The sequence below is a fragment of the Pseudomonas sp. DR208 genome (genome assembly GCF_019823005.1).
GTDB classification, from domain to species: Bacteria; Pseudomonadota; Gammaproteobacteria; order Pseudomonadales; family Pseudomonadaceae; genus Aquipseudomonas; species Aquipseudomonas extremorientalis.
The window spans coordinates 4,766,546-4,785,334 of record NZ_CP081944.1 but is presented as its reverse complement, the minus strand read 5'-3'; the positions used below and the strand labels follow the sequence as shown (position 1 = coordinate 4,785,334).

Here is an 18,789-nt window from a genome sequence, read left to right as displayed (position 1 = left end):
TATGTACAAAAGTACATACAGGTCGTGCCATGCTATTTGAGTGGGATGAATCCAAAAATAAAGCCAATATTGTTAAACACGGCATCGATTTCAATGACGTTCCAGATATCTTCAGGCACCCGATGCTGGCCTTACGCGATGATCGAGCGGATTATGGCGAAGAGCGTTGGATCAGTATTGGCTGGATCAAATTGTTAGTGGGTGTGGTCGTATATACCGAGCGGCATGGTGGTGTGATTCGCATCATTTCTGCCCGATAAGCAACCAAGAAGGAGGCCAAATACTATGACGCAAACATCGAAAACTGACTGGGAGCGCTTGGCCAAAATGAATGATAACGAGATCGATACCAGCGATATTCCTGAGCTGGATGCCGATTTTTTCCGGCATGCCGATTTACGTGTTCCAGTGAAGCAGGCGGTCACTATCAGGCTGGACGCTGATGTACTGGAGTGGTTCAAAGATCAAGGATCTGGTTACCAGACGCGTATTAACCAGCTATTGCGTCAGTACATGCAGGCCCATCAAGGGTGAATGGCTGTCCGATAAGGGCAGCCCTGCCTTATCGGCAGGGCTGAACCCGTTTGCGTCAGCCCGGCGCCTCCTTGCCCAGCCATCGATAAGTGAACCCACCGATCACCGCACCCAGGATCGGCGCGAGCCAGAACATCCACAATTGCTGGATCGCCCACCCGCCGACGATCAGTGCCGGGCCGGTACTGCGGGCCGGGTTGACCGAGGTATTGGTCACGGGAATGGAGATCAAGTGGATCAGGGTCAGGGCCAGGCCGATGGCGCAGGGTGCCACGCCCTTGGGGACGCGGCGGTCGGTGGCGCCCAGAATGATCACCACAAACATGGCCGTCATCACCAGCTCACACACAAACCCCGCCGCCAGTGAATACCCGCCGGGCGAATGCTCGCCATAGCCGTTGGACGCCAGGCCCGATGCCAGTTCGAACCCCGGCTTGCCGCTGGCAATGAAGTACAGCAACGCAGCGGCGACCGTGCCACCGACCACCTGCGCGACGATGTACGCCGGTAACTCCCTGGCCGGAAACCTTCCGCCCACTACCAGCCCCACCGATACTGCCGGGTTGAGGTGACAACCGCTGATATGCCCGATGGCCACCGCCATGGTCAGCACCGTGAGCCCGAAGGCCAGGGACACGCCCAACAACCCGATCCCGACTGCGGGAAACGCCGCGGCCAGCACCGCACTCCCGCACCCGCCCAACACCAGCCAAAACGTACCCAACCCCTCTGTGACTGAACGCTTGAACAAAGACATGCAACCCGTCCTTGATAGATCGCTCTACCCAATCAGTAAATCAGTGATGCTCCCTGCAGATTTACTTCAGCGCCCGTCTGGGCACTGCACTGAGTACAGCACGGCTATGGCACAAATCCAGGGCTCTAATGTGGGAGGGGGCTTGGCCCCGATGGCGGAGTATCAGTCGCTGTATCCGGTGACTGATCTGCCGCTATCGGGGGCAAGCCCCCTCCCACAGGTTGGATCGGAAAGGGGTTGTAAGGATCAGTCGATGCCGACGAAGCCGCCGGTCTGGTGCTGCCACAACCGTGCATACAACCCACCATGGGCCAGCAGTTCGGCATGGCTGCCGCTTTCGGCAATCTGGCCTTTCTCCAGCACCACCAGGCGGTCCATCCGCGCAATGGTCGACAAGCGGTGGGCAATCGCGATCACGGTCTTGCCCTGCATCAGGGTTTCCAGGCTTTCCTGGATCGCGGCTTCCACTTCCGAGTCCAGCGCTGAGGTGGCTTCGTCCATGATCAGGATCGGCGCGTCCTTGAGCAGTACGCGGGCGATGGCGATACGTTGACGCTGCCCGCCGGAGAGTTTCACGCCGCGCTCACCGACATGCGCATCCAGCCCGGTGCGGCCTTCGGAGTCCGACAGTAATGGGATGAACTCATCCGCGCGCGCCTTGTGCACGGCGGCCCAGAGTTCTTCGTCGGTGGCATCGGGCTTGCCGTACAGCAGGTTGTCGCGGATCGAGCGGTGCAGCAGCGACGTGTCCTGGGTGATCATGCCGATCTGTTCGCGCAAGCTTTCCTGGGCGACGTCGGCGATGTTCTGGCCGTCGATCAGGATACGCCCGCCTTGCAGGTCGTACAGGCGCAGCAGCAGGTTGACCAGGGTCGACTTGCCCGCACCGGACGGGCCGATCAGGCCGATCTTTTCACCGGCCTTGATCTCAAGGTTGAGGCCGCCAATGATCCCGCTCTTCTTGCCATAGTGGAAATCAACCTGCTCGAAACGCACTTCGCCATGGGGCACGCTCAGGCGCGGGGCTTTGTCGCGGTCGATCACGGCCAGCGGCTGGGCAATGGTCTTCAGGCCATCCTGCACCTGGCCGATGTTTTCGAAAATGCCGTTGACCACCCACATGATCCAGCCGGACATGTTGACGATACGGATCACCAGGCCGGTGGCCAGGGCGATCGCGCCAACGGAAATCAGCGACTGCGTCCACAGCCACAGCGCCAGGCCGGTGGTGGTCACGATCAGCAGGCCGTTCATGGTGGTGATCACGATGTCCATGCTGGTGACCACGCGGCTGGCCAGCTGGGTTTTTTCGGTCTGCTCGATGATCGCTTCCTTGGCATATTCCTGCTCATAGCGGGTATGGGCGAACAGCTTCAAGGTGGTGATGTTGGTGTAGCCATCGACGATGCGGCCCATCAATTTGGAGCGCGCCTCGGAGGAAATCACCGAGCGCTCCTTCACCCTTGGCACAAAGTAGCGCAGCGCCAGGCTGTAGCAGAGGATCCAGGTCACCAGCGGGATCATCAGGCGCCAGTCGGCCTCGGCAAACAGCACCAGGGAGCTGATGGCGTAGATCGCCACGTGCCAGATCGCATCCACCGCCGCCACGGCAGAGTCGCGCAGGGAGTTGCCGGTTTGCATGATGCGCTGGGCAATACGCCCGGCGAAGTCGTTCTGGAAGAAATTCAGGCTCTGCTTGAGCACGTAGCTGTGGTTCTGCCAGCGGATCAGGCTGGTCATGCCGGGACTGATGGTCTGGTGCACCAGCAGGTCATGCAGGGCGCCGAAGATCGGGCGCAGCAACAGGGCGACCACGGCCATCCAGATCAGCTCGGTGCTGTGCACCTGAAAGAAGTCGGCGGGCGGCGTGCCTTGGGCGAGGTCGATGATGCGGCTCAGGTAGCTGAACAGCGCCACTTCGATCAGCGCGCCGATCAGGCCCACCACCAGCAAGGCGGCGAAATGCGGCCACACCTGGCGCAGGTAGTAGAGGTAGAAGGGCAGGACTTTATCAGGCGGGGCGGCGCTGGGGGCGTCGCGGAAGATGTCGATCAGTTGTTCAAAGCGACGATAGAGCATTAGGTATGACGCCCGCCGTGCGGGCTCTCCTTTCAAATGCGCACGCAGCCTTGTGGGCTGCGCGCGGAACTGCCTGCCAGGCTCAGTCGAGGCGCTTGGCCGACTTGATCACGACAGGATCGATTGGCACGTTCTGCATGCCTTGCTTGGTAGTGGTCTGGGAGTTGACGATGATGTCGACCACATCCATGCCCTTGACCACTTTGGCGAACACGGCGTAACCGGCATCGCGGCCTGGGTCGAGGAAGGCATTGTCGGCGACGTTGATGAAGAATTGGCTGGTGGCCGAATTCGGATCATTGGTGCGCGCCATCGACAAGGTGCCACGTACGTTATGCAGGCCGTTGCTGGCTTCGTTCTTGATTGGCGCGTCAGTCGGCTTCTGCGCCATCTGCGCGGTGAACCCGCCGCCCTGGACCATGAAACCCGGGATCACACGGTGGAAAATCGTGTTGGTGTAGAAGCCCTTGTCGACATAGGCCAGGAAGTTCTTGGTGCTGATCGGCGCCTTGACCGGGTCCAGTTCGATCTCGATGTCGCCGTTGGTGGTGGTGATCAATACGTGGGGCGCCTTGGCGGGCTCGGCGGCCATCAGGTTGGCGGCGAACAGAACAGAACCGGCAAAGAAGGCGATTTTTTTCAGCATGGGTCAGTGATCCTGGGTAGTGGTTTCGACTGTCTTTAGAAATTCGAGCAAGGTTGCGTTAAAGACTTCGGGTTGATCCAAGGGCGTGGCATGGCGGGAATCTTCTATCACCACCAGTCGCGCATCGGGCAGCAGTTTTACATAGTTTTGTTTCTGCGCCACAGGGGTGTAGTCGTGGTCGGCGCTGATGACCAGCGTAGGACAGGTAATGCGCGAAAGATGTTCCTGCACCCCCCATCCCACAATCGCATCGAAGCTGGCGAGATAAGCACGTTTGTCGTTCTTTGCCCAGCGTTCGGCCATTTTGCGGCGCAGGTCGGCCTGGTGCGGTTTTGGGAAGAGCCGCTCGCCCAACGCCTTGCCGATTGTGGAGAGGCTCAGCAAGCGTGCCAGGCTCCAGCGCTTGGCCCACTGCCAGTAATCATCGGCACTGCGCACCTTGACCTCGGGGGCGCTGTTGACGATGCACAGGCTCTTGACCCACGCCGGTTCGTCCACGGCCAGTTGGAAAGCGATCATGCCACCCATGGACAAGCCCACCACGTGGGCCGGTGGCAGGTCCAGGTGTTCGAACAAGGCGATCAGGTCGTAGGTGAAACCCGGGATGCTGTAGCGTTCGCGCGGTTTGTCCGAGCGGCCGTGACCGCGCACGTCCACCACGACCAGGCGGTAATGCCGGGCCAGCACTGGAATCTGCAGTTCCCAGTCCTGGCTGCTGGAGCCCAGGCCGTGGATCAGCACCAGCGGCGTGCCGTGGCCATATTCCTCGTAGTGCAGGCTGCATCCTTCATGGTCGAACCAGGCCATGGGCGAACTCCGTTTCAGGCTTGCCGGGGGGCGGCGAAAGGCGCGTCCAGCGGTGCGGTGTCAAAGGTGCGCAGCAGTTCCACGAGGATCTGCGTGGCAGGCCCCAGGGGTTTGTCCTTGTTTGAATACAGGTAGAACGTGGGGTGGCGGCTACCGCCCTGTTCCAGCGGCAGTTGCTTGAGAACGCCTTCGGCGAGTTCGCGCTCGATCATGTGCCGGGGCAACCAGGCAAAGCCCAGGCCGCTGCCGACAAAGGCGGCGGCGGTGGCAAGACTGCCGACGGTCCAGCGCTGTTCGGCGCCGAGCCAACCCACATCGCGCGGTTGCTGGCGGCCGGAGTCGCGGATCACCACCTGCATCTGGCTTTCCAGGTCCTGGAAGCTCAGTTCGCGGTTCATGCGGTGCAGCGTGTGCTCGGGATGGGCCACTGCGACAAACTCCACATCGCTCATTTCCGTGCCCAGGTAGCCGGGGATACTGAACCCGCAGATCGCCAGGTCGGCGACGCCTTCCATCAGCAACTCTTCAACGCCAGACAACACTTCTTCCCGCAGGCGCACGCGGCAGCCACGGCTCTGGGGCATGAAGGCGGAAAGAGCGCGCACCAGGCGCGCATTCGGATAGGCCGCGTCCACCACCAGGCGCACTTCGGCTTCCCAGCCCTGCTCCATATGGTGGGCAAGGTCCTCCAACTGGCTGGCGTTTTTCACCAGTTGCCGGGAGCGGCGCAACAGCACTTCACCAGCGTCGGTGAGTACCGCCTTGCGCCCGTCAATGCGCAACAGCGGTACGCCAAGCTGGTCCTGCATGCGGGCCACGGTGTAGCTCACCGAGGACTGCGAACGGTGCAGCGCTTCGGCCGCCTGGGCGAAGCCGCCATGGTCGACCACGGCCTGCAGCGTGCGCCATTGATCGAGGGTAACGCGGGGCGCTTTCAAGATGGGCTCCTCTTGTCCTAAGCTGGCTGTCCTTATTGGAGACTGCCGAATGAGAAAATTCTGTTGTGTGTTGCTGGCGCTGCTGCCGATGAGTGCGTTTGCCTACCCCATTGACGTGACCAAGAAGATCGACGGCGTGAGCATCGATTACACCGCCTCTGACGTGGACGGCGACATCAGCTCGATCCAACTCAATAACTACGGCACGCACGATGCCGTGTGCTCGGTAACCTTCACCAACGGCCCGGAATCGCCGCGTCGCCGCACTGTCACGGTGCCGGCGGGCAAAAGCACCAACACCACGGTCAAGTTCAACCGCGCCATTATCAAGATGCGTATTGCCCTGGCCTGCACGCCGAAATAAGCCGAGAGCGGAGCATGCTCCGCCTTTGAACAAATTTATAGATGGGTTATAGCAGTTTTTTGCGCTTTTTAATCGAATTGGCTCTGTTTAATCTTCACTCCATCGACTCACAGCAATTACAGATGGAGCCTACAACGCCATGTCCAACGTTCTGATCATCGAAAGCAGCGCTCGCCAGCAGGATTCGATTTCCCGCCAACTGACCCAGCAATTCATCAGCCAATGGCAGGCCGCTCACCCGACAGATCAGATCACCGTGCGTGACGTGGCGCTCAACCCGGTTCCACACCTGGATGCCAACCTGCTCGGCGGCTGGATGAAGCCGGCCGATCAGCGCAACGCCGACGAACAGGCGTCCCTGGATCGCTCCAACGCATTGACCGACGAATTGCTCGCCGCCGACGTCCTGGTGATGGCTGCGCCGATGTACAACTTCGCAATCCCCAGCACCCTCAAAGCCTGGCTGGACCACGTGTTGCGTGCGGGTGTGACCTTCAAGTACACCGCCACCGGCCCTCAGGGTCTGCTGACCGGCAAGCGCGCCATCGTGCTCACCGCTCGCGGCGGCATCCACACCGGCGCCAGCTCCGATCACCAGGAACCGTACCTGCGTCAGGTCATGGCCTTCATCGGGATTCATGACGTCACGTTCATTCATGCCGAAGGGGTGAACCTGAGCGGTGACTTCCAGGAAAAGGGCATCAACCACGCCAAGGCGCTGCTGGCCCAGGTGGCTTGATCCTTTAATCGTCACATAATCGCGCAGTGTTTATATCGCTCCACGCCAACCCTTCAAGTACGCGTAACGAACCTCCCTTTGCACTTTTGCTCCTGAGTGCTACCGCCCGACTGACGCTTTAGCGAGGTCGGGTTTTTTTTGCCCCGAGTTTCTTCAACCGTCGAAAACCTTTAATGTCCCGCCCATTCGAAACGAGGCGCGCATGGGCTACTTACTGATTGTTACCCTGATTCAGGCATTTTCCTTCAGCTTGATCGGCGAATACCTCGCCGGTCACGTCGACAGCTACTTCGCCGTGCTGGTGCGTGTGCTGCTGGCCGGGCTGGTGTTCATCCCGCTGACCCGCTGGCGCTCGGTGGAGCCGGCCTTCATGCGCGGCATGCTGGTGATCGGCGCGCTGCAGTTCGGCGTGACCTACGTGTGCCTGTACTTGAGCTTTCGTGTGCTCACCGTGCCGGAAGTGCTGCTGTTCACCATTCTCACGCCGTTGCACGTGACCCTCATCGAGGACGCCCTCAACCGTCGCTTCAACCCCTGGGCACTGGTCGCCGCACTCGTGGCGGTAGCAGGCGCAGCGGTGATTCGCTTCGACCAGATCACCCCGCATTTCCTTGGCGGTTTCCTGCTGCTGCAACTGGCCAACTTCACCTACGCCGCCGGCCAGGTGATGTACAAGCACCTGGTGGCGCGCTACCCGAGCACTCTGCCGCACTACCGGCGCTTCGGCTACTTCTACCTCGGCGCGTTGCTGGTGGTATTGCCGGCGTTCCTGCTGTTCGGCAAGGCTGACTTCCTGCCGGAGGCGCCGCTGCAATGGGGCGTGCTGGTGTTCCTTGGCCTGGTCAGTACGGCGCTGGGCATGTACTGGTGGAACAAGGGCGCCTGCCTGGTGCAGGGTGGCACCCTGGCGGTGATGAATAACCTGCATGTGCCGGTGGGGTTGCTGCTGAATTTGCTGATCTGGAACCAGCATGAACCACTGGGGCGGTTGGCGTTGGGTGGGGTGGTGATTCTGGGGGCGGTGTGGATCAGTCGGTTGGGCGCGAAGGCGCCCAACCGCTCCCTGGTTTAGCCAGCGCGACTTTCAGGGGCCGGCAAATGACTGGCCCCCAACACCGCCGGCAACACCCCGGCGCGCAAGTCATTGCCACTCGGCTGCTGATACAGACTCAAGCCAAATTCCGGCAACACCGCCAGCAGGTAATCAAAGATATCCCCCTGGATCCGCTCGTAATCGGCCCATGCCGTGGTGCGGGTGAAGCAGTAGATCTCCAGCGGCACGCCCTGGGCAGTGGTCTGCATCTGGCGCACCATGCAGGTCATGTTCGGCTGGATGTCCGGGTGGCTTTTCAGGTAGGCCAGGGCATAGGCGCGGAAGGTGCCGAGGTTGGTCATGCGGCGGCGGTTGGCCGACAGTTGCGCGCTGTGGCCCTGGGCTTCGTTCCAGGCCTTGAGTTCGGCCTGTTTTCGCCCGATGTAGTCGGTGAGCAGGTGCACCTGGGTCATGCGCAGTTCTTCGTCGTCGCGCAGGAAGCGCACGCCGCTGGCGTCGATGAACAGGCTGCGCTTGATGCGGCGCCCGCCGGAGGCCTGCATGCCGCGCCAGTTCTTGAACGACTCGGACATCAGGCGCCAGGTGGGGATGGAAACGATGGTCTTGTCGAAGTTCTGCACCTTGACCGTGTGCAACGTGATGTCCACCACATCACCATCAGCGCCGACTTGGGGCATTTCGATCCAGTCGCCGACCCGCAGCATGTCGTTGCTGGTCAACTGCACGCTGGCGACGAACGACAGCAACGTGTCCTTGTACACCAACAGGATCACCGCCGACATCGCACCCAGCCCCGACAGCAGCAACAGCGGCGAGCGGTCGATCAGGGTGGCGACGATGATGATCGCGCCAAACACGAACAGCACCATCTTCGCCAACTGCACATAGCCCTTGATCGAGCGGGTGCGCGCGTGTTCGGTGCGGGCGTAGATGTCCAGCAGGGCGTTGAGCAGGGCGCTGATGGCCAGCACCAGGAACAGGATGGTCAGCGCCAGGGCCACGTTGCCGATGAACAGGATGGCGGTCTTGCTCAGGTCCGGCACCAGGTACAGGCCGAACTGGATCACCAGTGACGGCGTCATCTGCGCCAGGCGATGGAAGACCTTGTTGTGCCGCAGGTCGTTGAGCCAGTGCAGGGACGGTTGCCGGCCAAGCAGTTTGACGGCGTGGAGGATGAGGTAGCGCGCCACCCGTCCGAGCACCAGGGCCACCACCAGCAATACCAGCAAGCCGAGGCTGGCGTGCAGCAGCGGGTGTTCGTCGAGGGCGCCCCAGAGGTCCTGGGCGTTGAGCCAGAGCTGTTTGATATCCATGGGTGAAACCGATTCTTCTGTGGGACAAGACGGGGCGATTAGAGCATTTAAGTGCAACAAAGTTGACGCCATGGACAAATGTCCTGACAAAAAAGCGGCCGATTCACACCGTTCACGTAAAGAAACTCGGTTTGGGCGCCCGAAACCGGTAACCTATGCAGCTGATTTTTTGTATTTCTTCGAGGTAGCACCCGTGTTTTCCCAATTCGCCCTGCACGAACGCCTGCTCAAAGCCGTGGCCGAGCTTAAATTTGTCGAGCCTACGCCTGTGCAGGCAGCGGCCATCCCGCTCGCGCTCGAAGGGCGTGACCTGCGGGTGACAGCTCAAACCGGGAGTGGCAAGACCGCCGCTTTTGTCCTGCCTGTGCTGAACCGCCTGATCGGTCCGGCCAAAGTGCGCGTCAGCATCAAGACCCTGATCCTGCTGCCGACCCGCGAGCTGGCCCAGCAGACCTTGAAGGAAGTCGAGCGCTTCTCCCAGTTCACCTTCATCAAGTCCGGCATCATCACCGGCGGTGAAGACTTCAAGGTCCAGGCCGCCATGCTGCGCAAGGTGCCGGACATCCTGATCGGCACCCCGGGGCGCATGATCGAGCAGCTCAACGCCGGCAACCTCGACCTCAAGGAAGTCGAAGTGCTGGTGCTGGACGAAGCCGACCGCATGCTCGACATGGGCTTTGCCGACGATGTACAGCGCCTGGTGGGCGAGTGCGTCAACCGCCAGCAGACCATGCTGTTCTCCGCCACCACCGGCGGTTCCACCCTGCGCGAGATGGTCGCCAAGGTGCTGAACAATCCTGAGCACCTGCAGGTCAACAACGTCAGCGACCTGAACGCGACCACGCGCCAGCAGATCGTCACCGCCGACCACAACGTGCATAAAGAGCAGATCCTCAATTGGCTGCTGGCCAACGAGACCTATCAGAAAGCCATTGTGTTCACCAACACCCGCGCCGCCGCCGACCGCATCTACGGCCGCCTGGTGGCCCAGGAATACAAGGCGTTCGTGCTGCACGGCGAGAAAGACCAGAAGGACCGCAAGCTGGCCATCGACCGCCTCAAGGCCGGCGGCGTGAAGATCCTGGTGGCCACCGACGTTGCCGCACGCGGCCTGGACGTGGACGGCCTGGACCTGGTGATCAACTTCGACATGCCCCGCAGCGGCGACGAATACGTGCACCGTATCGGGCGTACCGGGCGTGCCGGCAACGATGGCCTGGCCATCTCGCTGATCTGCCACGGCGACTGGAACCTGATGTCGAGCATCGAGCGCTACCTCAAGCAGTCGTTCGAGCGCCGTACCATCAAGGAAGTCAAAGGCACCTACACCGGGCCGAAGAAGGTCAAGGCCTCGGGCAAGGCCGTTGGCGTGAAGAAGAAAAAGACCGACGCCAAGGGCGACAAGAAGAAAACCGGCGCCAAGTCGCCCACCAAGCGCAAGATCGCCAACCGGCCTAAGACCGACAACTTGTCGCTCGTCAGCAAGGACGGCATGGCACCGCTCAAGCGCCGCAAGCCGCAAGCCCCGGCTGCCGAATAAGGCGCGGGTGATGTGAAAAAACCGGACGATTGTCCGGTTTTTTTATGCCCTCAGTCTTTGGCTTTGGCGGCGGCTTCCTTGAGTTCCTTGAGCCGGGCGTCGATCAACTGGCATTTGTCGGGGAACTCCGCGCTTTGCGTATCCAGGTCCATCTTCTGCAGTTCGTCGTTGATCTCCTTGGCCTTGGTCGGATTCTGCTCGGTCAGCCTGGTCACTTCCTGAGCCAATTGCTCGCGTTTGGTCGTGGCTTCGTCGGGCGTACAGGCCCAGGCGGGCAGGGCGCTCAACAGCGCGGCCGCGACGACCAGGTTAATCAGGGTTTTCATGGGCACACCTCCTTGGCGGATATGAGCTGTTGAGGCCGCGAACGTCTGGAAAGTTCAGAGAAATGACGTCCGTCTATTCGGCTGAACGGTGACCGACAGGGCGTGTCACACCTCTAGACAGGCTATTTTCCACCCGCCTGCAGGAGGAATCAGGATGACGACTTACAACTGGGATCTGATCGAACGTCTGCTGCATGAAGTGCAGAACGGCGAGGGCAGCTTCGCCCCACGCAAATACGCCGAGCAGGAAGCGGCCGAGAAGGCCACCGCGGGCGAGCCCACCGGTAACCTGGACGCGCTCAAGAAGACCGCGGCAGATTATGAAGCGCTGTTGTTCAAGCGCGGCTTCATCGAGTCGCGCCCTGAAGAGGAGGGCGGCAATGGTGAGAATTTCATCCTGACTCCGCTCGGCGCGCAGCTGTTGGCGCTGATCGACAGTTCGATCCCGGGCAATGATCACCCGCGCCAGGTGCTGGACGAACAGGCGGATGCACTGGACCCAACGACCTTTGCCGAAGTGGCCTCCAAGGCGCAGATCGCCTGACCCCCTACGCTCCGGCACCGAGTACGGTGCCGGGCGAAACTGTCAGATCGGTAATCTGCCGCTAAGCTGGCTGACAGCCGGCCCTGCCTAATCTGCTGCCATTCAACCCATGGAATTGAATCGGCATGCACTCCACCACTACCCGACGAACCTTCGTCAAAGGCCTGGCCGCCGGCGGCTTGCTCAGCGGGCTAGGGCTCTGGCGCAGCCCGGTCTGGGCGCTCACCAGTCCCGGCCAGCCCACCGTGCTGGCGGGTACCGAATTTGATTTGTTCATCGACCAGATGCCAGTCAACCTCACCGGTCGCAACCGTACCGCGCTGACTATCAACGGCAGCCTGCCTGGCCCCTTGCTGCGCTGGCGCGAAGGCGACACGGTCACCGTGCGCGTGAAGAACCGCCTGGCCGAGCCGACGTCGATCCACTGGCACGGCATTCTCCTGCCGTCGTCCATGGACGGTGTGCCGGGCTTGAGCTTCAAGGGCATCGAGCCGGGTGGGGTGTTTGTCTACCAGTTCACGCTCAAGCAGCACGGCACCTACTGGTACCACAGCCACTCGGGGTTTCAGGAGCAGCAGGGCGTGTATGGCCCGTTGGTGATCGATCCCAGGGAGCCCGAGCCCTTCACTTACCAACGTGACTACGTGGTGATGCTGTCGGACTGGACCGATGAAGACCCGGTTGCGCTGATGAAAACCCTCAAGAAACAGTCCGACTACTACAACCTGCACAAACCCACCGTGGGCGATTTCGTGCGGGATGTGGGCAAGCAGGGCTGGTCGGCCACCGCCGCCGATCGCCTGATGTGGGCGCAGATGAAGATGAACCCCACCGACCTGGCCGACGTCAGCGGCGAGACCTACACCTACCTGCTCAACGGCCAGCCACCGGAACGCAACTGGACTGGCCTGTTCCGGGCGGGCGAGACCCTGCGCCTGCGCTTCATCAACGGCTCGGCGATGAGCTATTTCGATGTGCGCATCCCGGGGCTGAAAATGACGGTGATCGCCGCCGATGGCCAGCCGGTGCAGCCAGTGAGTGTCGATGAGTTCCGCATTGCCGTGGCGGAGACCTTTGATGTGCTGGTCGAACCTACCGCGGCCGCCTACCTCCTGTTTGCGCAGTCGATGGACCGCAGTGGTTACGCCCGCGGCACGCTGGCCCTTCAAGCGGGAGCAATCGCGTCGGTGCCGGCGCTGGACCCGCGCCCCTGGATCACCATGGACGACATGGGCATGGGCGGCATGGACCACGGCGCCATGGCGGATATGCCGGACATGGCGGGCATGGATCACCGCGCCATGTCGATGCAGGCCCATCCGGCCAGCGAGCAAGGCAACCCGCTGGTGGACATGCAGGCCATGAACCCGGTGCCCAAGCTCGACGACCCCGGCATCGGCCTGCGCAACAACGGCCGGCGTGTCCTGACTTACGCCGACTTGCGCAGCACCTTTGAAGACCCTGACGGCCGCGACCCCAGCCGCACCCTTGAGCTGCACCTCACCGGGCACATGGAGAAGTTCGCCTGGTCGTTCAATGGCGTGAAGTTCTCCGACGCCGAACCCTTGCAATTGACCTATGGCGAGCGGGTCCGGCTGGTGCTGGTCAACGACACCATGATGAGCCATCCCATTCATCTGCATGGCTTGTGGAGTGATCTGGAGGATGAAAACGGCCAGTTCCAGGTGCGCAAGCACACCATCGACATGCCGCCGGGCTCGCGGCGCAGCTACCGGGTAACCGCCGATGCGCTGGGGCGCTGGGCCTATCACTGCCACCTGCTGTACCACATGGAAATGGGCATGTTCCGAGAGGTGCGCGTGCATGAGTAAGGACGCAAGCATGAGCCATCGTGTTTTATTCGCCTTTATCGGGCTGGCGTTCGCTCCGTTGGTGCAGGCCGACGAGTTCCAGGGCATGAGCCCGGCGACACCGGCGCTCACCGAGAGCCGGACACCGATCCCGGCGCTGACCGATGCTGATCGCGCGGCGGTGTACAACGCCCCCGGTGGGCACAGGGTTCATGACAGTGGCGTCAATTCGCTGCTGCTGATCAACCAGTTGGAATGGCAGGGCGGTGACGGTGCAGGCGCGCTGAACTGGGATATCAAAGGCTGGGTTGGCGGCGATATCGACCGTCTGTGGCTGCGCAGTGAAGGCGAGCGCAGTGCCGGCCGCACTGAAAGTGCCGAGGTCCAGGCCCTGTGGGGGCACGCCATCAGCCCGTGGTGGGACCTGATGGGCGGCGTGCGCCATGACTTCAAACCGGGCGACGGCCAGACCTGGGCGGCGTTCGGCGCCCAGGGCATGGCGCTGTACAACTTCGAAGCCGAAGCCACGTTGTTTGTCGGTGAGGCGGGTCGTACCGCTGCTCGCCTGGAAGGCGACTACGACATCCTGCTGACCAACCGGCTGATCCTGCAGCCCACCGCTGAACTCAACTTCTATGGACGCAACGATCCGCCGCGCGGCGTCGGTTCGGGCCTGTCGGGCAGTGAGCTGGGTTTGAGGTTGCGTTACGAAGTACGCCGTGAGTTCGCGCCCTATGTGGGCGTCAGCTGGAACCGCAGCTACGGCCAGAGCGCGCAATACGCCCGGGATGAAGGCGAAGACATCAGCCAATGGCGCTGGGTGGTCGGTGTGCGTCTGTGGTTCTGACGGTTTACCCATCCTATAACTCACTCGCCGCCATGAGCGGCCTGGAGCCTTGCATGTCATTGTTGAAAACTACTGTGCTGTGCGCCGGACTGATCACCAGCCTGGCGGTATCAGCTCATCCGAAGCTGCTGTCGTCCACACCATCGGATGGGGCCAAGGGGGCGCCACCCGCCGTGATTGAACTGCGTTTCTCGGAAAACCTGCTGACGCAGTTTTCTGGCGCCAAACTGACCATGACCGATATGCCCGGCATGTCTCACTCGCCGATGCCGGTGAAAGCCAGCGTCGCGGCCAGTACCGATCCCAAGGTGATGCTGATCAAGCCGGCGTCCGCGCTGACGGCGGGTACTTATCGGGTGGATTGGCGCGCGGTGTCGTCCGATACGCATCCGATCCTGGGGAATGTGATGTTCAGCGTCCAGCCATGAGTGAGGCGGTCTCGATATTCCTGCGTTTTGCGCTTTATCTGGATTTGATGCTGGTGTTCGGCCTGGGGTTGTTTGGCCTCTATGGCGACCGCCGCCTATTGAATCGGCAGCCGCTGTTGCGACTGGCGGCGTGCCTGGGCGTACTGCTGTCGGTGGCGTCGCTGCTGGTCATGACCCAGGCCATGAGCGGCGCTGAAGATTGGCAAACGCTGTGGCCGCACCTGCAGATGATGCTCTGGCAGACCGAGCTGGGCTGGACCTGGAGCTTGCGAATGGTGGCGTTGGTGCTGGTTGCGCTCAATACCGGACTGGCGCCGCTGTTCGGCGCGATTGCGCTGGTGACGCTGGCGTGGGCTGGACACGGCGTGATGCATGAGGGTACGCAGGGGTTGTGGCACGTCCTCAGCGACAGTGCGCACCTGCTGGCGGCGGCGGGTTGGGTCGGCGCGCTGGCTGCATTCGGGTTGGCGCTGAGGAGTACCTCGTTACCGGCGCTCCACAGGCTGGCCCACGCGCTGGCGGCGTTCGAGCGGATGGGCATGCTGTTCGTAGCGGTGCTGATCGGCACGGGCGTGGCGAATTATCTGTTTGTGGTCGGGCCGAACCTCGATGGCATCACCGGGGGCACCTACGCGCTCCTGTTGTGCGTCAAGTTGGGCGTGTTCGGTGTGATGCTGGGGCTGGCGGCGCTCAATCGCTCGCACTTCACGCCGTTGCTGCAACGCGCCCTGGCGGCGGGCGCCACTACCGTGGCAGTCAAAGCACTGCGTCGCAGCATTGCGCTGGAGTCTGCCGCAGTGGTGTTGATCCTGGCGCTGGTGGCCTGGCTGGGGACGTTGGCGCCCGGTTAGGACTGCGCGCTCTTCAAGCATTTAAGTGCCTGGAAATCACTGCGGACCTTGTCGATTTTCTGCGTGAGTTTCTGCCGTTGTTGCAGCGTACTTTCGGCCATCACATCGACAATCAGGCTGCGCGCCGCCGCTTCCGTCCGGGCATAGGCCGTTCTGTACTCCGGGGTCCACAGGCTTTCGCGGTCAACCAGCAACTGCTGGATCTTCTGCGGGAAATCGGCACTGCGGCGTTGTTGCACGGCGTCGATAAATTGCGCCTGCCAGCGGGCGCGGTTGCCGATCCATTCCCGGTTCTGCTCGCCCAGGGCGATGGACCACGCGGTTACGCGGTTCTGCTGGCTGGCGCTGAGCGGGCCTATCCAGGCGTCCAGGCGTTTATTCATGCGTTCGGCGCGTTCCTTGATCTGCTGTGCCAGGGGCGGCTTGAGGTATTCGTCCTGGCGTTTGCGCAGGTCCTTGGCCAGCGCGTCGTTCATGTCCTTGACCTGCTGATCATCCAGGCCCTGTAGCAGTTGGATGGCGGAGGGGGTGATCTCGTGGGCGATTTCGTTGATGGCCTGCTTGGCCTCGACGGTACGGGCCTGCAAGGCAGCGTCGGTGACCTGATTGTCATCGGCCATCCGCTGCAGGCGGTCCAGCCAATCCAGGTAACCCGGCAATTGCGTGGTGCAGTGCCAGGCCAGGTGCTGCTTGAGGGTGTCGTTGAACCAGCTCTTCTGCCCGGCGTTCATGTCCAGGTAGTCGTTGAGGGTCCAGGGGATGATCACGTCCAGGTTGCGGTAGGCCAGGCCCACGCGATTGCAGCCGGCGAGCACCAGGCTCAGGCTCAGTAATAGCACCAGTAGTTTGAGCCGACGCAGCATGGGCGGGTCCTTCGCAGAGTGGGTTATCACATGTGAACCCGCGGCGGTTGCAACAGTTCAGCCCATCAATAAAACGACCGCGCAGCCTTCAGCGTCAACAGGCCATCGCATTGCGAATTGTGTCCGGAGTAGGCCGAGCAATCCCCGCCGCTGAGGCTGGAGTCGCTGTAGATCAGGTTCAAGTCAACGCCCATCCACTCCCGGGAGAATTGCACCGACCAGTCGCTGAAGCTGCGAATGGAGCCGCCGTCCACCGAAACCGGAGTGCCCAACTGATGGGTTGTGTATTTCATACTGACGCCGATGCCAAACGGCTGCGTGCCACCGAGGTCGGCGAACAGGGTGCTGTCCTGGCGGTCCGGGTCGTTGCTGAAGGACGCCCCGAAGCGGTTGCCCAACAGGTTCAGGCCGCCGTAGAACTCCTGGCTGTCGAGGGGGCTGAGCTTGGGGTAGCTGTAGTGGATCAGGCCCACTTCGTAACCCAGGGTCTGGTCGAAGGGGTGTTTGAAACCCATGTAGGAATCGACTTCGAGGTTGCTGGACGAAGACAAGCCCATGTTGGGTGAAAACTGACCGAAATACAGGCCACTGTCGTGGCTCAGGTCCAGCCCGCCATGGAACGAGTCGCTGCCGGGGGAGGTGGGCTTGACCAGACCCTGGGCCATGCTTCGGCTGGGTGTAGTGCCCAATTTCAGGTCGAAATCGCCCAATTCACGCTGGAAGACCTGCGCTTCGGCGAGGGGGCTGGCAACCAGGGCAAAGACCAGGAAGATGCAGGATTTGAACATGCTTCACTCCATGAAAAGCGAGGAGCAGTGACGGATGAAATCGGGCAGATGCCCGTGCTAGACGTGTGCAAGCATACCGGCGAATGGCAGGCGGTGAGGCCCGTTCGTCGATTAGAGGTATAGCGGGGGGACTTGGGGCTCTAGTCCTAGCGCCTTGAGAGTCAAGACGCTTAGGGACCAGGGGTATTGCGCGGTATTACTTTTTACCCAGGCTGATCTGCTTGGACGGGCCGAAAGTCTGGCCGCTTACGCCTTTGGCAATTTGCTGGATTTCGCCGCCGGACTTGAGGAACGCCGCAATCTGGCTGTTGATCGACTCGCTGGTTTCAACGGCGGGAGCTGGCTTTGCTTTGCTGTTGGATGCTTTTACGCGCATGGCGGCCACTAACCTGTAGAAAATTAACTTGGCCAGGCATCGTACATGAAATACTTGACAATTGCTTGGTAAATATCCCCCGGGAATAAGTGTCGGGTGTGGAAATAGCCAAAGTTTATCTTTGAGATAAGCCTCTAACTTACTGTTTTAACTCGAAACCACGAGGATGGAGGGCGTTCGGCAGCGCGGGAAAATTCAGTCCAGTGATCGGACGAGCGGGGCTGTGCCATTGGAAGGCCACGCCCGCCCGCGATTTTTCAGGCGCGCGCGCGTGGCGATTGCAACTCGGGTAGAATGCCGCCCACGTAATGAGGGGTTTGGACATGGCTTTAGTCGGGCGCTACAACAGCTTGCAAGTGGTTAAACATACTAACTTCGGTTTGTACCTGGACGGTGCGCAAGATGGCGAAATCCTCTTGCCCAATCGGTATATCCCCAAAGATATTCCCAGTGAAGATGAAGACTGGCTCAACGTTTTCATTTATCTGGACAGCGATGACAAACTTATCGCCACGACTGAAAAACCCAAAGTTCAAGTCGGTGAATTCGCCAGTTTGAAAGTGGTGGAAGTCAACAGTATTGGCGTGTTCCTCGACTGGGGGTTGCCCAAGGATCTGCTGCTGCCGTATTCGGAAGAAAAGCGCCAGCTGACGGCCGGTGAATACTGCGTGGTGCATGTCTATCTCGACAAGCACACCAAGCGCATCACCGCCACCGCGCGCCTGGATCGCTATCTGGACAAGACTCCGGCCAACTACCAGGTGGGCCAGGAAGTCGACCTGCTGGTGGCCGAAGCCACGGACATGGGTTTCAAGGCGATCATCAACAACAAGCACTGGGGCCTGATCCACAAGAACGAAGTGTTCAAGTTCCTGCGCCCGGGCAAGGAAGAAAAAGGCTTTATCAAAGAGATCCGTGCCGACGGTAACATCAGCCTGAGCCTGCAACCGGTTGGCCAGGAAGCGGCCTCCAGCCTGAACTTGAAGATCCTTGCCAAGTTGCGTGAAAACAACGGCACGTTGCCGGTCAGCGACAAGAGCGACCCGGCGGTGATCAGCAACTTGTTCGGCGTGAGCAAGGGCAACTTCAAGAAGGCCATCGGTGCGCTGTATAAGCAGGGCCAGATTGTGATTCATGCCGATCGCATTGAACTAAGCTGAGTGCGTTCTGCTCTTCTGTAGGCG

At 61.0% G+C, this 18,789-nt stretch carries 22 protein-coding genes; 12 read left to right on the top strand and 10 right to left on the bottom strand.

Annotated elements, in window-relative coordinates; all coding sequences use genetic code 11:
• The first annotated feature begins 29 nt into the window (after positions 1 to 29).
• On the top strand, positions 30 to 260 hold the full coding sequence (locus tag K5K89_RS21440) for a BrnT family toxin (protein WP_222540223.1): 231 nt from the start codon (positions 30 to 32) through the stop codon (positions 258 to 260).
• Positions 261 to 285: 25 nt separating this feature from the next.
• Positions 286 to 534 (top strand): BrnA antitoxin family protein, encoded by a 249-nt coding sequence (locus K5K89_RS21435; protein ID WP_222540222.1) that lies wholly within the window; start codon positions 286 to 288, stop codon positions 532 to 534.
• A gap of 55 nt (positions 535 to 589) precedes the next feature.
• Here the strand turns inward: K5K89_RS21435 and aqpZ are convergent, their stop codons facing one another.
• The 5 genes from aqpZ to K5K89_RS21410 form a co-directional block, all read right to left on the bottom strand.
• Positions 590 to 1,291, bottom strand: coding sequence for an aquaporin Z (gene aqpZ, locus K5K89_RS21430; protein WP_093529419.1), 702 nt, complete (start codon positions 1,289 to 1,291; stop codon positions 590 to 592).
• Between the two features lie 246 nt (positions 1,292 to 1,537).
• Positions 1,538 to 3,370 (bottom strand): ABC transporter ATP-binding protein, encoded by a 1,833-nt coding sequence (locus K5K89_RS21425; RefSeq protein WP_071491352.1) that lies wholly within the window; start codon positions 3,368 to 3,370, stop codon positions 1,538 to 1,540.
• A gap of 82 nt (positions 3,371 to 3,452) precedes the next feature.
• Positions 3,453 to 4,016, bottom strand: a complete 564-nt coding sequence (locus tag K5K89_RS21420; protein WP_071491351.1) for a peptidylprolyl isomerase — start codon at positions 4,014 to 4,016, stop codon at positions 3,453 to 3,455.
• Between the two features lie 3 nt (positions 4,017 to 4,019).
• Entirely contained in the window at positions 4,020 to 4,823 is an 804-nt protein-coding gene (locus K5K89_RS21415) for an alpha/beta fold hydrolase (RefSeq protein WP_222540221.1), read from the bottom strand.
• Between the two features lie 14 nt (positions 4,824 to 4,837).
• A complete protein-coding gene (locus K5K89_RS21410) occupies positions 4,838 to 5,761 on the bottom strand; it encodes a LysR family transcriptional regulator (RefSeq protein ID WP_071491349.1) in 924 nt (307 codons plus the stop codon).
• A 49-nt stretch (positions 5,762 to 5,810) separates the two neighbouring features.
• Here K5K89_RS21410 and K5K89_RS21405 point away from each other — a divergent pair, with 49 nt between their 5' ends.
• The 3 genes from K5K89_RS21405 to K5K89_RS21395 all read left to right on the top strand — a co-directional run bounded on the left by K5K89_RS21405 (position 5,811) and on the right by K5K89_RS21395 (position 7,936).
• On the top strand, positions 5,811 to 6,125 hold the full coding sequence (locus K5K89_RS21405; RefSeq protein WP_058425359.1) for a hypothetical protein: 315 nt from the start codon (positions 5,811 to 5,813) through the stop codon (positions 6,123 to 6,125).
• 139 nt (positions 6,126 to 6,264) lie between these two features.
• A complete protein-coding gene (locus K5K89_RS21400; protein ID WP_071491348.1) occupies positions 6,265 to 6,864 on the top strand; it encodes an FMN-dependent NADH-azoreductase in 600 nt (199 codons plus the stop codon).
• A gap of 202 nt (positions 6,865 to 7,066) precedes the next feature.
• Entirely contained in the window at positions 7,067 to 7,936 is an 870-nt protein-coding gene (locus tag K5K89_RS21395) for a carboxylate/amino acid/amine transporter (protein WP_222540220.1), read from the top strand.
• Here K5K89_RS21395 and K5K89_RS21390 read toward each other — a convergent pair.
• A complete protein-coding gene (locus tag K5K89_RS21390) occupies positions 7,933 to 9,231 on the bottom strand; it encodes a mechanosensitive ion channel family protein (protein WP_092242872.1) in 1,299 nt (432 codons plus the stop codon). The genes K5K89_RS21395 and K5K89_RS21390 overlap by 4 nt on opposite strands.
• A 193-nt stretch (positions 9,232 to 9,424) precedes the next feature.
• Here K5K89_RS21390 and K5K89_RS21385 point away from each other — a divergent pair, with 193 nt between their 5' ends.
• Complete coding sequence (locus tag K5K89_RS21385) at positions 9,425 to 10,771, top strand: DEAD/DEAH box helicase (RefSeq protein WP_071491541.1); 1,347 nt, start codon at positions 9,425 to 9,427, stop codon at positions 10,769 to 10,771.
• Between the two features lie 50 nt (positions 10,772 to 10,821).
• Here the strand turns inward: K5K89_RS21385 and K5K89_RS21380 are convergent, their stop codons facing one another.
• Entirely contained in the window at positions 10,822 to 11,097 is a 276-nt protein-coding gene (locus K5K89_RS21380) for a hypothetical protein (RefSeq protein WP_222540219.1), read from the bottom strand.
• Positions 11,098 to 11,251: 154 nt separating this feature from the next.
• Between K5K89_RS21380 and K5K89_RS21375 the strand changes: the two genes are divergently transcribed.
• The 5 genes from K5K89_RS21375 to copD all read left to right on the top strand — a co-directional run bounded on the left by K5K89_RS21375 (position 11,252) and on the right by copD (position 15,578).
• On the top strand, positions 11,252 to 11,641 hold the full coding sequence (locus K5K89_RS21375) for a transcriptional regulator (protein WP_071491344.1): 390 nt from the start codon (positions 11,252 to 11,254) through the stop codon (positions 11,639 to 11,641).
• 125 nt (positions 11,642 to 11,766) lie between these two features.
• Positions 11,767 to 13,473, top strand: a complete 1,707-nt coding sequence (locus K5K89_RS21370; protein ID WP_222540218.1) for a copper resistance system multicopper oxidase — start codon at positions 11,767 to 11,769, stop codon at positions 13,471 to 13,473.
• Between the two features lie 10 nt (positions 13,474 to 13,483).
• Positions 13,484 to 14,299: a copper resistance protein B gene (locus K5K89_RS21365; protein WP_222541742.1), complete on the top strand. Its 816-nt coding sequence runs from the start codon at positions 13,484 to 13,486 to the stop codon at positions 14,297 to 14,299.
• 53 nt (positions 14,300 to 14,352) lie between these two features.
• Positions 14,353 to 14,727, top strand: a complete 375-nt coding sequence (gene copC / locus K5K89_RS21360) for a copper homeostasis periplasmic binding protein CopC (RefSeq protein ID WP_092242886.1) — start codon at positions 14,353 to 14,355, stop codon at positions 14,725 to 14,727.
• Positions 14,724 to 15,578, top strand: a complete 855-nt coding sequence (gene copD, locus K5K89_RS21355) for a copper homeostasis membrane protein CopD (protein WP_222540217.1) — start codon at positions 14,724 to 14,726, stop codon at positions 15,576 to 15,578. Before copC ends, copD begins: the two co-directional genes overlap by 4 nt.
• Here the strand turns inward: copD and K5K89_RS21350 are convergent.
• The 3 genes from K5K89_RS21350 to K5K89_RS21340 all read right to left on the bottom strand — a co-directional run bounded on the left by K5K89_RS21350 (position 15,575) and on the right by K5K89_RS21340 (position 17,605).
• Entirely contained in the window at positions 15,575 to 16,441 is an 867-nt protein-coding gene (locus tag K5K89_RS21350) for a DUF6279 family lipoprotein (RefSeq protein WP_222540216.1), read from the bottom strand. The two genes, copD and K5K89_RS21350, sit on opposite strands and share 4 nt — an antisense overlap.
• 65 nt (positions 16,442 to 16,506) lie before the next feature.
• Positions 16,507 to 17,229: a TorF family putative porin gene (locus K5K89_RS21345; protein WP_071491338.1), complete on the bottom strand. Its 723-nt coding sequence runs from the start codon at positions 17,227 to 17,229 to the stop codon at positions 16,507 to 16,509.
• Positions 17,230 to 17,425: 196 nt separating this feature from the next.
• The gene (locus tag K5K89_RS21340; protein WP_003193095.1) at positions 17,426 to 17,605 is read right to left on the bottom strand and encodes a hypothetical protein; all 180 of its coding nucleotides are present in this window, start codon (positions 17,603 to 17,605) and stop codon (positions 17,426 to 17,428) included.
• 323 nt (positions 17,606 to 17,928) lie between these two features.
• Between K5K89_RS21340 and K5K89_RS21335 the strand changes: the two genes are divergently transcribed.
• Entirely contained in the window at positions 17,929 to 18,765 is an 837-nt protein-coding gene (locus K5K89_RS21335) for a S1 RNA-binding domain-containing protein (protein WP_222540215.1), read from the top strand.
• Positions 18,766 to 18,789 lie beyond the last annotated feature (24 nt).

Coding starts and splice junctions, on each gene's coding strand:
- K5K89_RS21440 (WP_222540223.1), top strand. CDS start 30: ATGCTATTTGAGTGGGATGAATCCAAAAATAAAGCCAATATTGTTAAA.
- K5K89_RS21435 (WP_222540222.1), top strand. CDS start 286: ATGACGCAAACATCGAAAACTGACTGGGAGCGCTTGGCCAAAATGAAT.
- aqpZ (WP_093529419.1), bottom strand. CDS start 1,291: ATGTCTTTGTTCAAGCGTTCAGTCACAGAGGGGTTGGGTACGTTTTGG.
- K5K89_RS21425 (WP_071491352.1), bottom strand. CDS start 3,370: ATGCTCTATCGTCGCTTTGAACAACTGATCGACATCTTCCGCGACGCC.
- K5K89_RS21420 (WP_071491351.1), bottom strand. CDS start 4,016: ATGCTGAAAAAAATCGCCTTCTTTGCCGGTTCTGTTCTGTTCGCCGCC.
- K5K89_RS21415 (WP_222540221.1), bottom strand. CDS start 4,823: ATGGCCTGGTTCGACCATGAAGGATGCAGCCTGCACTACGAGGAATAT.
- K5K89_RS21405 (WP_058425359.1), top strand. CDS start 5,811: ATGAGAAAATTCTGTTGTGTGTTGCTGGCGCTGCTGCCGATGAGTGCG.
- K5K89_RS21400 (WP_071491348.1), top strand. CDS start 6,265: ATGTCCAACGTTCTGATCATCGAAAGCAGCGCTCGCCAGCAGGATTCG.
- K5K89_RS21395 (WP_222540220.1), top strand. CDS start 7,067: ATGGGCTACTTACTGATTGTTACCCTGATTCAGGCATTTTCCTTCAGC.
- K5K89_RS21390 (WP_092242872.1), bottom strand. CDS start 9,231: ATGGATATCAAACAGCTCTGGCTCAACGCCCAGGACCTCTGGGGCGCC.
- K5K89_RS21380 (WP_222540219.1), bottom strand. CDS start 11,097: ATGAAAACCCTGATTAACCTGGTCGTCGCGGCCGCGCTGTTGAGCGCC.
- K5K89_RS21375 (WP_071491344.1), top strand. CDS start 11,252: ATGACGACTTACAACTGGGATCTGATCGAACGTCTGCTGCATGAAGTG.
- K5K89_RS21370 (WP_222540218.1), top strand. CDS start 11,767: ATGCACTCCACCACTACCCGACGAACCTTCGTCAAAGGCCTGGCCGCC.
- K5K89_RS21365 (WP_222541742.1), top strand. CDS start 13,484: ATGAGCCATCGTGTTTTATTCGCCTTTATCGGGCTGGCGTTCGCTCCG.
- copC (WP_092242886.1), top strand. CDS start 14,353: ATGTCATTGTTGAAAACTACTGTGCTGTGCGCCGGACTGATCACCAGC.
- copD (WP_222540217.1), top strand. CDS start 14,724: ATGAGTGAGGCGGTCTCGATATTCCTGCGTTTTGCGCTTTATCTGGAT.
- K5K89_RS21350 (WP_222540216.1), bottom strand. CDS start 16,441: ATGCTGCGTCGGCTCAAACTACTGGTGCTATTACTGAGCCTGAGCCTG.
- K5K89_RS21345 (WP_071491338.1), bottom strand. CDS start 17,229: ATGTTCAAATCCTGCATCTTCCTGGTCTTTGCCCTGGTTGCCAGCCCC.
- K5K89_RS21340 (WP_003193095.1), bottom strand. CDS start 17,605: ATGCGCGTAAAAGCATCCAACAGCAAAGCAAAGCCAGCTCCCGCCGTT.
- K5K89_RS21335 (WP_222540215.1), top strand. CDS start 17,929: ATGGCTTTAGTCGGGCGCTACAACAGCTTGCAAGTGGTTAAACATACT.